The 13,374-nt window shown below is 47.2% G+C and carries 12 protein-coding genes and 1 riboswitch; of the genes, 2 read left to right on the top strand and 10 right to left on the bottom strand.

Translation table 11 applies throughout. The features are described from left to right. The first annotated feature begins 1 nt into the window (after position 1). A riboswitch (TPP riboswitch) is annotated at positions 2 to 99 on the top strand. A 26-nt stretch (positions 100 to 125) separates the two neighbouring features. Then, positions 126 to 797, top strand: coding sequence for an energy-coupled thiamine transporter ThiT (thiT, locus tag AC27IJ_RS14345; RefSeq protein WP_312445176.1), 672 nt, complete (start codon positions 126 to 128; stop codon positions 795 to 797). A 175-nt stretch (positions 798 to 972) separates the two neighbouring features. On the opposite strand, the gene AC27IJ_RS14350 is transcribed toward thiT, so the two are convergent. Together AC27IJ_RS14350 and AC27IJ_RS14355 are read right to left on the bottom strand one after the other, a co-directional pair. Next, positions 973 to 1,809, bottom strand: coding sequence for a bifunctional 5,10-methylenetetrahydrofolate dehydrogenase/5,10-methenyltetrahydrofolate cyclohydrolase (locus AC27IJ_RS14350; RefSeq protein ID WP_487149453.1), 837 nt, complete (start codon positions 1,807 to 1,809; stop codon positions 973 to 975). A gap of 17 nt (positions 1,810 to 1,826) precedes the next feature. Next, a complete protein-coding gene (locus AC27IJ_RS14355; protein ID WP_312445172.1) occupies positions 1,827 to 2,459 on the bottom strand; it encodes a cyclodeaminase/cyclohydrolase family protein in 633 nt (210 codons plus the stop codon). Between the two features lie 164 nt (positions 2,460 to 2,623). Here AC27IJ_RS14355 and AC27IJ_RS14360 point away from each other — a divergent pair, with 164 nt between their 5' ends. Then, a complete protein-coding gene (locus AC27IJ_RS14360) occupies positions 2,624 to 4,255 on the top strand; it encodes a PucR family transcriptional regulator (RefSeq protein ID WP_312445170.1) in 1,632 nt (543 codons plus the stop codon). 3 nt (positions 4,256 to 4,258) lie between these two features. On the opposite strand, the gene AC27IJ_RS14365 is transcribed toward AC27IJ_RS14360, so the two are convergent. The 8 genes from AC27IJ_RS14365 to AC27IJ_RS14400 all read right to left on the bottom strand — a co-directional run bounded on the left by AC27IJ_RS14365 (position 4,259) and on the right by AC27IJ_RS14400 (position 13,348). Then, complete coding sequence (locus AC27IJ_RS14365) at positions 4,259 to 5,218, bottom strand: DUF1177 domain-containing protein (RefSeq protein WP_487149456.1); 960 nt, start codon at positions 5,216 to 5,218, stop codon at positions 4,259 to 4,261. Between the two features lie 85 nt (positions 5,219 to 5,303). Beyond that, positions 5,304 to 6,557 (bottom strand): M20 family metallopeptidase, encoded by a 1,254-nt coding sequence (locus AC27IJ_RS14370; protein WP_487149458.1) that lies wholly within the window; start codon positions 6,555 to 6,557, stop codon positions 5,304 to 5,306. A 22-nt stretch (positions 6,558 to 6,579) separates the two neighbouring features. Beyond that, a complete protein-coding gene (locus AC27IJ_RS14375; RefSeq protein ID WP_487149460.1) occupies positions 6,580 to 7,566 on the bottom strand; it encodes an ABC transporter ATP-binding protein in 987 nt (328 codons plus the stop codon). Further along, positions 7,559 to 8,572: an ABC transporter ATP-binding protein gene (locus AC27IJ_RS14380; RefSeq protein WP_312445164.1), complete on the bottom strand. Its 1,014-nt coding sequence runs from the start codon at positions 8,570 to 8,572 to the stop codon at positions 7,559 to 7,561. Before AC27IJ_RS14380 ends, AC27IJ_RS14375 begins: the two co-directional genes overlap by 8 nt. Positions 8,573 to 8,585: 13 nt before the next feature. Beyond that, positions 8,586 to 9,773 (bottom strand): M20 family metallopeptidase, encoded by a 1,188-nt coding sequence (locus AC27IJ_RS14385; protein ID WP_313257168.1) that lies wholly within the window; start codon positions 9,771 to 9,773, stop codon positions 8,586 to 8,588. A gap of 9 nt (positions 9,774 to 9,782) precedes the next feature. After that, a complete protein-coding gene (locus AC27IJ_RS14390; RefSeq protein ID WP_312502214.1) occupies positions 9,783 to 10,679 on the bottom strand; it encodes an ABC transporter permease in 897 nt (298 codons plus the stop codon). After that, complete coding sequence (locus tag AC27IJ_RS14395; protein WP_312445159.1) at positions 10,680 to 11,633, bottom strand: ABC transporter permease; 954 nt, start codon at positions 11,631 to 11,633, stop codon at positions 10,680 to 10,682. An 89-nt stretch (positions 11,634 to 11,722) separates the two neighbouring features. Continuing rightward, positions 11,723 to 13,348 (bottom strand): ABC transporter substrate-binding protein, encoded by a 1,626-nt coding sequence (locus AC27IJ_RS14400; protein WP_487149463.1) that lies wholly within the window; start codon positions 13,346 to 13,348, stop codon positions 11,723 to 11,725. Between the last annotated feature and the right edge of the window lie 26 nt (positions 13,349 to 13,374).

Here is a 13,374-nt window from a genome sequence, read left to right on the forward strand (position 1 = left end):
TTACACACGCTAGGGGAGCCTTTGGCTGAGATCGGAGAAACCGAACCCTCACTACTTGAACCGGATAATGCCGGCGTAAGGAAGCAACAGTAGTCCCCTCCTGCGCACACAAAGGAGGATTTTTTATGTCATTTTTTCTAACTTACTCTGCGGAAAACGAAGAGTACCTATTAAAGCCGGCCGGATACTTGCTGGTGATCATTCTGCTTGCTGCAATGATTTTCATCCTGCATCTTCTGGGCAGATCGTCTTCCAAATCTCAAAAGCTGCAGACCCGCCAGCTGGTTTACTGCGCAGGCGCCATGGCGCTGGCAATGGTAACTTCCTTTATTAAAATTGCCTCCCTTCCTTTCGGCGGTTCCGTCACCTTGTTTTCCATGCTGTTCATCTGCCTGATCGGCTATGTTTACGGCGTAAGGGCCGGGATCATGACCGGTGTGGCCTACGGGATTTTACAGTTTATAACAGAGCCCTATATATTTGCTCCCCTCCAGGTTCTTCTTGACTATCCCTTAGCTTTTGGAGCTTTGGGGCTTTCCGGGCTGTTCAGAAACAAAAAACACGGTCTTGTGACCGGGTATGTGGCGGGTGTCGTGGGCCGTTACTTATGCCATGTGGTTTCAGGCTATATCTTTTTTGCTTCCTATGCACCGGAAGGCATGAACCCTATGGTTTATACTCTGGGCTATAATGCTACCTATATCCTGCCGGAACTGATCCTGACCGTTGTAATTCTGTATTTCCCTCCCGTGTTGGGAGCCATTGGACAGGTGAAGCGCCAGGCCGTAAATGGGTAAGTATGCTTCCATAAAAACAAGCGGCATGAAAGGTGTCGGAAACTCCCATGCCGCTTGTTTCATTTTTACCATACAGTCTTACTATCTTTCAGGTGTCTCTTTAATTTTCCTTTAAAGGAGCCATTGCTCCATAGATGGTCGATCTATTTTGCAATGGCTCCCATTATTTCATATTTTATTTTTTAAGGGCCGCCAACACCAGATGCCTGGCAAGCACAGCCGTTGTCACCGCTCCTACACCTCCTGGTACAGGAGTTGCCATGGAGGCGGTCCCTTCCAAGGAATCAAAATCCACATCACCGCAAAGCTTCCCATTTTCATCCACATTGATCCCCACATCCACCACTACGGCATCCGCTCCTACAAATGAGGCATCCACCATCCTGGCCCGCCCTGCAGCAGCCACAAGGATCTGTGCATTTTTACAGGTTTCCTTTAGGTTTTCCGTGCGGGTGTGGCAGATGGTGACCGTTGCATTTTCTTTTAGCATCAGCATGGATAAGGGACGCCCTACTACCATGCTTCTGCCCACGATGGCCACCCGCTTTCCGGTCAGAGGGATATCATTGGCCTTTAAGACCTCCACAACTGCCTCTGCCGTACATGGTGCAAATCCCGTATCATCTCCGGCAAATACTTTTGCGATATTTTCAGGAGATATGCCATCTAAATCCTTTTCCGGATGAATCATATGCTCAATGTCTTTTTCTTTTATCTGCTTTGGCAGAGGGCGCAGGAGAAGTATGCCGTCAATGTCCTGATCATCATTGATTTTTGCAAACTCTTCCTTAAACGCTTCATCGGTTATGTCCTGGGAGAATGGATAGCTTTCTCCCTCCAGGCCGAAGCTTTCCATCTTTTTTAAAGCTCCCCGCTCATAGGATAAGTCGTCGGGACGTTCTCCCACACGCACAATGGCAAGCTTTGGAGTCCTTCCTTTTAAGCCGGTCAAAAGCTCTTCCACCTGTTCCTTGATTTTTGCAGACACGGCTGCACCCTTTAAGGTTATCACGTCAGTTTTCCTCCTCTTTATTCTGCCTTTAATGCTGCTTCTACTCTTGCATAAATGGTATCTGCCTTTCCGATCCCATCCTCTGCCAGTTTATCCGCCCGATCCTGAAGCTGCCCGGCTTTTTCCCGCTGCTTCATGGATTTTGTATTGATGGAAACATTCATCTTGGCTCCCAGCAGGGCAGAACGTACGAACTGCACACCAACACCTACGTCACTGACAGCCAGGCGGCTTCCCTTTTCTGCCAGAATCTCCATGATATCAAGAGTTTCAAGGGCCCGCTCCATGACCATGAGAGGAACCAGGGTAGCAGCAAGTAAATGAGTTTCCAGGACTTCCTCCTTATGTTTTTTTTCTTCCACCGTGACGGCTGGAAGGCCGTATGCCGCCGCCAAGGGGACAAATACAACTTCGTCTTCATCTGCAAGCCTTAAAAATTCGCTTTTTAAAGTTTCCAGCTTTTCAAGGAATGACTGCATTTCTTCTTCCACATCGGCATACCGCTTTTTACCAAGGGTTAAGTTCACCACCATTTCCCCCAAAGCCGCCCCTATGGCGCCGCCAAGGCCCGCCGCTCCGCCGCCGCCCGGCGTTGGGCTTTTTGAAGATAATTTTTCAAGGAATGTGTGAATTGTAAAGTCTTGTATCATAACTATTGATCCGCCTTTCCAACCGCATTTTATTTTCCATTATTATATAAGGCTTTCTATAAAAAAACAAGATTAACTTGTCAAGTAAAACAGTCAATGCTATGATTGTCAAAAATAGTTAATATACCCGGTTAATTTTTGTTTCGAATGAAAAGGAGCATGAAATGAAATATCCTCCCTTGACCCTTGGATGGTTTTTATATGAAACCCCCATAGATAATCTGGAATTCATTGGAGAAGATGAAGCTCTTCATAAAACCATCACCGGTATCAGCGTGCTTGATAATCCTGACGGTGTAAAGTGGATCAAAAAGAATGAAATCGTTCTTACAACGGGTTACATCTTTTATAATGATTTTGAAATCCAGAAAAAAATAATTGCGGATCTCCATGCCATTGACTGTACTGCTTTCTGCATTAAAGTCAAACGTTTTTTTGACAGGATTCCCGACTCCCTGATCGAAGAGGCCGCCAAGTATGGACTTGCGCTTGTTTCGGTGCCTTTTTATCATGGTTATTCCAACATTATAAATATAGTAAACGAAAATCTTATTGAGCAGAAAATTTTAAGGCAGCAATTCATCCTTAAGGAGGCGGAAAAATTTCACGAATCCTTCTTTAATAAAGAAGGAATTATGAAAATGCTTGAGCGGATATCCAATTATACCAATTCCATGACAATGATAACCACAACTTCTGATTTTCCCATATATTACTGCATTCCACCCAAGGAATACGGGGATTTTTCCCAAATTCACAAATTGCAGGTTCAGCCCTTAAATTCTCTGCCGGAGAAAACACCAAAAGAGCACTCCAGAAAATGCAATTTTTACTGCAATGACACGCTCCTTACCTTTCATACCTTTCTGCTACCCGACAACAAGCATTACTTATGTATTGATGTCACCAAAAAAGAAATCGACACCACCACCATGGAAATCCTTAAGCAGATATTCTCCGTTCTCGCGCTGGAGCTCACCTCCATGCAGATTCAGAGCAGAGCCTTTTCCCAAAAAAATTATTATGATTCTTTTTTCTATATGCTTACAGACATTAAAAATAAGTCCATTGATGAAATACGGGTGGTTTGCGATGCTTATTCCTTTCCCAGTGACTTAAAAAAGGTTTGTATCACCCTGGAATGCCAGTCAAAGGAAAGCAAGCTTTTCCGCGGCCTCTACCATGCAGTAAACCAGGGGCTGATCCATCTGGGCCATAAATATTTCTTATGCCACAACGAAAACCGTATTGTTATTTTTCTCCTGTATCCGAAGCAGACGCCAAATGTGGAAGCGCTCTCGCTGTCCGATCAGGCTGCCCTTCAGCTATCGGATTATTTAAAGGATTATCAAACCTTTTTCAGACTGGGCATCAGCCGCTGCCATACCTCCTGCGCTGCCATTGCAAAGGCATATGAAGAAAGCCTGCAGACATTGCACCTGCAGACCGCCTCCGATCAAACCGCCCTCATTCATTCTTATACCAGGCAGTTTGCATTTCATCTTTTAAACCAGCTGACCTCTTATGAAAGGGAAAAAATATACGAGGATACCGTCAGCACCCTTGCTATCTATGATTTGGATAATAAAAGCGAGCTTCTTGCAACCCTTAAGGCGTATTTGGAAAATTCCCTAAGCCTGACTGAAACTGCCCAAAAGCTTTTCATCCACAGGAATACCTTAACTGCCCGGTTATCCTCCATCAGAAAGCTTCTGTGCAGCGATATCACTTCCATTGAAGATATCTTCCGTCTGTATTTGGGAATCTGCGCCTGGGAGCTGCTGAAAAACACTTAAATCCTAGGCATCATCGTCGCATTCGTTTCCTGTGCCCAACGTTTGAAAGTGTTCCATAGTTCCATACAAATACTGGATCCTCTCAAATTCCCTCTCATCGTAGAAACTGCATTCTCTCCGGCCGTAGGCCTTTGCAACCTCCAGCATAAATCTTGCTGCCTCTTCACAATCCGTGATATGGGTCGCACCGGTTGCACAGCCTGCGACCGGAGTCTCTGTGGTTATTGCAACTCCGATCACAGGCGCTTTTGTGGCGGTTGCAGGCTGGAGAATGCTGTTTAAATGATACAGCCCGTTTCCATAAGGCGTAATATCCTGTTGGGAAAGGGCGTATACATAAGGCAATTTTCCTGTTGTTGTCTGCATCAGATCCAAAATGCTCTCGGAAACCCGCAATATGTATCCTCCCTTTACGGTAGGGGAGACGGCAAAGCCTCTGTTGTTGATGATCCTGTTTCCCTTTGTGGTATCAACAGATAAAATGGCATCCAGCTCCTCCGTTACCTCTTCCTGATTCACCTGTGCCATATTGACCGGGGAATCCATAAACGGAACCGGCTTGTGCTCTCTGGTGGGTGCATCCGGACAAATATGGGTGGATATAAAAACATCGCCATCCAGATAGTCTCCCTTGTTCTGCATGTCCAGCAGCTTCGCCGCTAAGGATAAGGCGATAAGGGCCCCGTCGCCGTCGGAAACAAAACCGATCCTCTCCGGTCTGGCTCCTAAGCCTCCCAGCCTTCCCAGCAAGCCGATGGTCGGGGCATCTAATCCCTTTCCCTTTCCTCTCACTCCTGGAATCCTTACCTTAATCATATCGGTTTTTCCCTTTTGTCCCTCCAAGGTATACACTTCCACGTCAGCATCCGGCCTGATGGTTTTTAAATACTCCATGGCCGCCTTTCCGTTGGCATAGCTGCTGTCAAGTAAGTCATGTACCTCTATCAATTGCTTCATCAACATTGCGAATCCTCCAAAAATTTATTCTCGCGAAAGCAGCGGGCAAAGGTCAGGTGAGCCTAACCCTGGCGGCTGCCCGCGGGGTGTTTTACCGAACCTCCATAAGATCACAAATGGCCCCTATATAAGTTTTGGCTGCCGTAATCACGTCCTGAATCTGGACCGTTTCATTATAGGAATGAATCCCTAACGTATTGGAAGGGCCGAACTGGATGGTGGGAATTCCAATCAACCGGTAATCTCTTGCATCGCTTGATGCCCACTGGTAGGCAGGTATGACCTCTTTTCCCAATAATTCTTCTGCATTCTTCTTAAATGCCAGAACAATGGGAGCTTCATGGTCGGTGTAATTGGCTTCGCTCTTATAATGAAGCTCGTACTCCACCCCCTCCGCTCCGCTGGCCTCCATAATCCGTTCTAAAGCCTCTTCGATTTCTTCTTTGCGGACTCCGATTGGCAGCCGCACATCCACAGTTGCCTCACAATAATCAGGAACCATATTGTGCCTGGTTCCTCCTTTTATAAGGCCTACATTTGTGGTCACATGATCGATGACCCTCCCTAATCCGGGAATGCTGTTTTCTTTCTCTGCCAGCATCTGGGAGTCCCTTAAAGGCTTTTGCTGCCTTTCTGTAAAATGTCCCTCTATTTCCGTTAACAGGGAAACATGGGGAAGGACATTTGATAATTTTAAAATGGCATTCTCTCCCTTATAATTCCCCAGGCTTCCATGAGCCGATTTTCCATAGGCCTTCAAGGTCAAAAGAAGCCCTCCCTTTTGTCCGATCTCAATGGTATTCATGGATGTTGGCTCCGCCACCAGACAGGCATCGGCATGATCCGCATACCCGTTGGTACACAGCCACTGGGTTCCGAACTGCCCTCCGCTTTCCTCATCGGAAACAATGTGGAGCCTGATGTTCCCTTTTAGCGGAACACGCTCCCTTGCCAAAAGGGAAAGGGCAAAAAGTACACCGGCCACCCCTGCTTTCATATCAGAGGTCCCTCTTCCTAATATCTGGGTCTCTGTGATCTCACCGGAAAAGGGATCAAAATCCCACTGGCTTAAGTCACCCGCAGGCACTACATCCACATGACCGTTTATAATCATGGAAAAACCTGCCTCACTGCCGATCCCTGCTACTATGCAGGGATAATCCGGATTACACCCGGTCTCTTTAAACCCGATCCCTGCTTCCCCAAGAAATGCTTCCACATAATCAATCACATCCCTCTGGGTGCCCGTAGGATTTTCGCTTTTTATCTGAATCAGTTCCGATACAAGCCTTATCAATTCTTCGCTATGCTCATCCACATATTGCAGAAGTTCCTTTTTCGTCATCCCATAATCCTCCGTTTCCGGTTTACTTTTTTTCGTATAAGAAGCAGGCTACCTGGTGTCCTTCTTCATCCTGCTGTTTCAGCTTCGGCATTTCGTTTTTGCACCGTTCCATGCACTGAGGGCACCGTCCAGCCATTGGGCAGCCTTTTAGCTCCCCAATGGGACTTGGAACCTCTCCCTGAAGCACGATCCTCTCCTTTCCCTCATCAGGGCTTTCCGGAGGAATGGCCGACAAAAGCGCCTGGGTATAGGGATGAAGGGGATTCTTATAGATATCTCCTCCGCTGCAGATTTCTACGATCCGCCCCAGGTACATGATTACAATTCTGTCGCTGACATATTTTACAACGCTTAAGTCATGGGATATGAACACATAGGTAAGATTATATTCCTTTTGAAGCTTCTTTAAAAGATTGATCACCTGGGCCTGTATGGACACATCAAGGGCCGATACCGGCTCATCACATATGATCATCCTGGGATTTATGGATATGGCACGGGCCACATTCAGACGCTGCCTTTGCCCGCCTGAAAACTCATGGGGATACCGGTTCATGTGCTGCACATCCAGCCCCACCTGTTTTAAAAGCTCCAAAACCCTCTGCTCCATCGCCGCCCTTCCCTTAACGGTTTTGTGAACCACCATAGGCTCGGAAACAGAATCAGCCGCAGTATGCCTGGGATCCAGGGAGGAATAAGGATCCTGGAAAATCATCTGTATGTTTTTACACAATTTTAGCTTTTCCTTTGCCCTGACTCCAAGTATGCTTTTTCCTTCAAACAGAATTTCCCCTTCTGTTGGTTTATGTAAGCCTACAAGGCATCTTCCCAGGGTGGATTTCCCGCATCCGGATTCTCCTATAACGCCAAGCACCTCACCCTCATGAATTTCTAAATCGATTTCCTGCAGCGCATGAAGAACCGCTTTTTTGCTTCCCAGCCTCTTTCCATTTATCTGAAAATCTTTAGACAGCCCTTTCACTTGTAAAATTACCCTTTTCTCACTCATGTTGCTTCACACCTCCCCGCAAAAGACGGCTTCCCTCCCTTTGCCTGTGACAGGCAACGAAATGTCCCGGCTCAAGTTCCTTTAAGTCCGGAACCTGGTTTCTGCACAGCTCCTCTGCATAAGGACATCGGTTGGAAAAATTACAGCAGGTCCCCGTCAATCTTAAATCCGGCGGGGTCCCCTGTATGGTTGCCAGCTCTTCCCCGGAATTGCTGCTCAGCTTTGGCATGGAATCCAGCAGTCCCCAGGTGTAAGGGTGAAGGGGATTATGATGCAATTCCCTGCAGGATGTATACTCAACGGTCTTTCCCGCATACATCACCATAACGCTGTCGCACATCTGCCATACCACGCCCAGATTATGGGTAATCAGCAGGATTGCCATCCCGTTTTTCTCCCGCATGTCCTTTAAAAGCTCCAGCACCTGGGCCTGAACGGTCACATCCAGAGCTGTCGTTGGCTCGTCCGCAATGATCAGCTTGGGATTGCTGCACAGGGACATTGCTATGATTACCCGCTGGCACATACCGCCTGACAGTTCATAGGGATAAGAATCCATCCGGCGTCCGGCATCCGGTATTCCCACCTTTCTTAAGGCTTCTTCTCCCATGCGGTAAGCCTCCTGTCTGCTGACCTTATGATGGGCACAGATCATTTCCACCATCTGATGGCCCACTTTAAATACCGGTGACAGGGAGGTCATGGGATTTTGAAATATCATGGAAACATCCCGCCCACGAAAGGCCAGAAGGTCCTTATCTCCCAGCTTCAATACGTCCGTACCGTCAAAGTCTATGCTGCCGCTTACTATTTTTCCGGTTCTGGCCGGCAAAAGCCGGATGATTGAAGAGGAGGCAACACTTTTTCCTGACCCGGACTCTCCCACAATTCCCATGATCTCTCCCCGGTTTATGCGAAAGTTTACTCCATCGACTGCTTTGCTTACGCCGCTTGCCGTATAAAAATATGTTTTTAAGTCATTCACAGTCAATAATACATCACCCACAGCAGCACCTCCTTTACTCATATTTTTTCCTCATTTCCGAAAAACTTTGATTTACATTTTCCATGGTTCTGGGAGAGAACAGTAAATCTGCCGCAGTAAATGCCAAGGCCTTGGCACCCACCAGCATAGCTCTTTTGCCGGCCATACTGCCGCAGGCTTCCTCAAATTCCTTTGTATGGCCCCTTAAGCCGGGAACTATTTGAATATAGGATTGGAGTGCGGGAATGACATGAGTGAGATTTCCTACATCCGTACAGCCAATTCCAAGTTCTTTTCTCCTTGGCATAACCTTTTCTCCAAGATCTTCCAGATTCTTTAAAAGGAGCCTTTCAAGCTGGCTGTTGTTGCGGATGTCTTCATAGGTATATCCATCCCATTCATACCGGAATCTGGTTCCTGTCATGGCCCCAATGAGCTGACCCGCCTCCAGAAACTCCTGCAATATCTTTTCTTTAAACTTCTTATCAAAGGACCTGACCGTGAATTTTGCCTGGCAAAAATCAGGAATATGGATGGGGTCCTTCCCTCCGTTTGTAATAACCCCAAGAATTGTTCCCCTGCCGTTCCAGCGCAGGCGCTGTTCATTCATGTATTGGAATAAATGGAGCAAAGGGTCCAGGGCACTGTTTCCTTCCTCCGGCCAGGTGGCGCCATGAGCGCCTTTGCCGTGATATTCAATGATTAAATCTGTCTTTGAATAGGAAATGTCGTTGACTACCGTCTCATTGGCAGAATGGAGAATCATTGCCGCGTCAAGGCCCTTAAATGCTCCTTTTTCAAGCATGATAACCTTCCCCCCTCCCCCTTCTTCCGCCGGGGTCCCAAACACAGAGATCTTTCCCCCCAGCCGGTGGATAACAGACTTTACGCCAATGCCGGCTCCCACAGCCATTGCTGCCATCAGGTTGTGGCCGCAGGAATGCCCCATTCCGGGAACCGCATCGTATTCTGCCAGGAAGCCGATATGAGGTCCTGGCTTTTTGCTGTCATACTCTCCGCAAAAGGCTGTATCCAGGCCGCAGATCCCTTTTACCACCTTAAATCCATCGCTTTCCAAAAGTTCACTGACAGCTCTGCTGGATTTAAATTCGTTAAAATTATACTCAGGATTTTCCCATAGGTATCTGGCAAGTCCCCATAATTCTTCCCCTTTTTCCTCAATGCACTGTTCCACATCTTTTTTTATCCTGTTAATATCCATATGCATTACCTACTTTTTCATTTTAGGATCCAGCACATCCCGGATTCCGTCTCCCAGCAGATTAAAACCGATCACAGTGATCAATATGAACGTACCTGATACGGCTGCAATATGAGGAGCCGTATTTAAGCAGTTTCTTCCGGAACGCAGGATGCTGCCCCAGGAGGCGGTAGGCAGTTCAATGCCAAGCCCCAAAAAGCTTAAGGCCGCTTCCGAAATAATGGCGCTGGCTATATTAAGAGTCCCGTACACGATTACCTCTGAAACAGTATTTGGCAGAATATGGTGTAACAGCATACGGAAATGGGATATTCCGATCACCCTTCCGGCATTGCAGTATTCTTCCTTTTTTACAATCAGCACCTGTCCCCTTACGACTCTGGCAAACCGTGGGATCTCCGCTATGCCTATGGCAAGGATCACATTGATAATACCGGAACCCAGGACCGTCATTAGAACAATGGACAATAAAATAAAGGGAAAGGCAAGTACTCCATCCATGATTCTCATCAGGACAGCATCCACAATTCCTCCCATATAGCCTGCAATAAGGCCCAGAATCACTCCGGTCACTCCGCCGACAATGGTGGCTCCGGCAGCAACCAGTAAGGATACCCTGGCTCCGTAGCAGACCCTGGTAAATAAATCCCTCCCAAACTCATCGGTCCCCAACAGATGGCCTTTTTCAAAAAATTTCAAATAAGCATCGATGGGATGAATCTCATTTGGCTTTCCGTTTGTAATTACCGGAGCCAGAATGGCAAGGGCGATCATTACGCTGACGGCAAACAATCCAAGAATCGCTGTCTTATTTCTCTTTAGCTTGCTCCAGGCACTGTTGGACTTTCTTTCTTTTTTTAATATCTCTTCGTGGGACCGTTGATCCAATCCAAGTGATTTCGCCATTTAGTATCCTCCTTCATAATTTACATTTGGATTGATGATCATGTAAATCACATCTACAAACATATTGATCATTACAAAGGCCAGGGCAATGACTAAAACTGCCCCCTGGATCAAAACATAGTCTCTGTTGTCAATGGCTCCTACGATCAGCGTTCCCATGCCCGGCCAGGAAAATATGGTTTCCGTAAGGATTGCACCGGCAAAGCAGCCGGCGAGCTGCAATCCCAGCACCGTTATTAAGGGAGGCAGAGCGCTTTTCAAGGCATACTTCCAGATCACCACAGACTCTTTGATTCCCCTGGCCCGCAGCGCACGGATAGAGTCTCCGTGAATAGATTCCAAAATGCTGGAACGGGTAATTCTGGAAAAGGTGGCCATCGGGATGGTTGCAAGGCAAAAGCAGGGAAGTACCATATGGCGGATCACATCACCCAGCCCTTTGGAGATATCTCCCATGCCAAGAACCGGCAGCCAGCCCAAATTTACGCTGAATACTAAAACAAGCATAAGCCCCAGCCAGAAAATCGGCATGGAGACGCCTACCAGAGCGAGTATCATGAATACATAATCAAAGAGCGTTCCCTGGTGCACGGCAGAGGTAACCCCTATGAACAGCCCCGCGATTAAAGCGATCAAGACCGCAGGCAGAGCGATCAGCAGCGTACTTGGGATACGCCTTGCGATTAATGAAAACACAGGCTGATTGTAGGAATAAGATGTCCCGAAATCCCCTTTTACAATGTTTATCATATAATCCTTGTATTGAGCTGCCAAAGGCTGGTTAAGTCCCATGGTTTCCCGCATCTTCTCCACATCTTCTACGGATGCCTGAGGTCCAAGTACCGCTCTGGCAGGATCACCCGGTATCATTCTGGTCAGTACAAAAGTCAGCGTGACGACCACAAAAAGAGACGGAATAATCTGTAAGCATCTGATTAAAATTGTCTTTAACATATATCTCCTCCTGTGTCTTTTAAATCAGGGATATTGCTAAGCAATATCCCTATCCGCCAAATGATGAATGGCATGGCTATACTGTAACGTTACCTGGATAACCAGACATTTATATCCGGGGTACAGATCTTAACTTTGCCGTCGGCGCGCAGTTCCAGCCCCTGGACCTTGGGACTTACGCCCCAGTTTACATTCTCATTTGCATAGAAGATGCCCGGACACTGCTTTACGATTGCCGCAAGCGCCTTCTTATAAATTTCCGCTCTTTTTTCCTGGTCTGTGGTCAGCAGCGCATCATCCAGATATTGGTCCACTTCCTTGTTGCTGAAGCCCTGTCCGTTTCCAAGGGAGCCGATGGAGCTTGTATGGAATATTTTATTTAAAAAGAAATATGGATCAGGATACCAGGTCCATGACATTGCAAATACATCTGCTTTCCCCGATGCTGCGATTTCGCTGAAGGTGCCCCATTCGCTGGTATTAATGTTCACATTGATATTTAAGTTTTCTTTTAAGTACGCCTGGAATAAGGTTGCCATCTTAATCCTGGCTTCTGTGTTGGAAATATAAATATTCATATCAAACCCATCAGGATATCCGGCTTCTGCAAGAAGCTTTTTTGCCCCTTCCGGATCATAAGCGGGTACTTCTGATTCCAGGCTGGAATCATATCCCCAGGAGCCAGGAGGCAGAGGCAGACTGGCCGGCTGTGCTTCCTGATACTGGTACACACCTGCCGTAAGCTCTTTGATATTAACCGCCTTGATGATCGCTTCTCTGACCTTGATATCTGCAGTTGGGCCATTTACCTGATTAAAATAAATGTAAGCAACGTGAAGGCCAGGCATCTCCATAAGTTCTACGGCCGGATCCTCTCTTGCTATTTTAACAGCTTCGCCGCTTAAGCTGGTGGCCAGATTGACCTCTCCGGTGCGAAGGGCATTTACCGCCTGGTTTCCGTCACTGACCGGCTTAAAGGTAACTCCATCCAGATAAGGGACTGCAGCCCAGTATTTATCATTGCGTACCAGGACAGCCTGCTGATCCAGCTCAAAGGACTGAAGAGTAAAGGCGCCAGTGCCTACAAGGTGGGAACCAAAATCTTCTCCCCAGCCTTCTACCTCTTCCTTTGGTACAATCACATTGCCTGCATCAGTCAGTGCGGTCAGGAATACAGCATTAGGCTCGGACAAATAGCAGACCACCTCCGTATCACTGGTAACTTCACAGTGATCCAGCATGTCCAGTCTCTTCAAGGCAGAAAGCTCCAGGGAACGCTCCAGGGAATATTTCACATCCTCTGCTGTCAATTTTCTTCCTTCCTGATACTTACCGGGCTGGAAGGATACATCGTCACGCAGCGTGAAAGTATAAGCAAGCCCATCGTCGCTTACGGTCCAGGATTTTGCCAGAGCAGGCTGGATTTCCGTAAGATCCGTATTGTATTCCACTAGCGTATCGCATACTGTGCCGATGATCTGAGATTCATAGGTTCCCGTATACTTTACAGGATCTAAGTTTTTGGGTGAGGAAGAAAGGGAAATAGTCATAACACCGCCGGAAACCGGCTCCCCCGCTGGAGCTTTCGCTTCTTCCGTTGTTACCTGAGCTGACGCTGTCGTTTCCGCCGTTGTGACCGAAGAACCGGAACCGCATGCGCTTAATCCGGCTGAGACAGCTGCCGTAAGGATTGCTGCTAAAATTCTTTTTTTCATAATGATTCCTCTTTTCCTTGTATATT

It is taken from the genome of Lacrimispora sp. YZC11 (assembly GCF_057543815.1).

Bases quoted from the DNA above. Each gene is read 5' to 3' on its own strand.
- thiT (WP_312445176.1), top strand. From the start codon at position 126: ATGTCATTTTTTCTAACTTACTCTGCGGAAAACGAAGAGTACCTATTA.
- AC27IJ_RS14355 (WP_312445172.1), bottom strand. From the start codon at position 2,459: ATGATACAAGACTTTACAATTCACACATTCCTTGAAAAATTATCTTCA.
- AC27IJ_RS14360 (WP_312445170.1), top strand. From the start codon at position 2,624: ATGAAATATCCTCCCTTGACCCTTGGATGGTTTTTATATGAAACCCCC.
- AC27IJ_RS14365 (WP_487149456.1), bottom strand. From the start codon at position 5,218: ATGTTGATGAAGCAATTGATAGAGGTACATGACTTACTTGACAGCAGC.
- AC27IJ_RS14370 (WP_487149458.1), bottom strand. From the start codon at position 6,557: ATGACGAAAAAGGAACTTCTGCAATATGTGGATGAGCATAGCGAAGAA.
- AC27IJ_RS14375 (WP_487149460.1), bottom strand. From the start codon at position 7,566: ATGAGTGAGAAAAGGGTAATTTTACAAGTGAAAGGGCTGTCTAAAGAT.
- AC27IJ_RS14385 (WP_313257168.1), bottom strand. From the start codon at position 9,773: ATGGATATTAACAGGATAAAAAAAGATGTGGAACAGTGCATTGAGGAA.
- AC27IJ_RS14390 (WP_312502214.1), bottom strand. From the start codon at position 10,679: ATGGCGAAATCACTTGGATTGGATCAACGGTCCCACGAAGAGATATTA.
- AC27IJ_RS14395 (WP_312445159.1), bottom strand. From the start codon at position 11,633: ATGTTAAAGACAATTTTAATCAGATGCTTACAGATTATTCCGTCTCTT.
- AC27IJ_RS14400 (WP_487149463.1), bottom strand. From the start codon at position 13,348: ATGAAAAAAAGAATTTTAGCAGCAATCCTTACGGCAGCTGTCTCAGCC.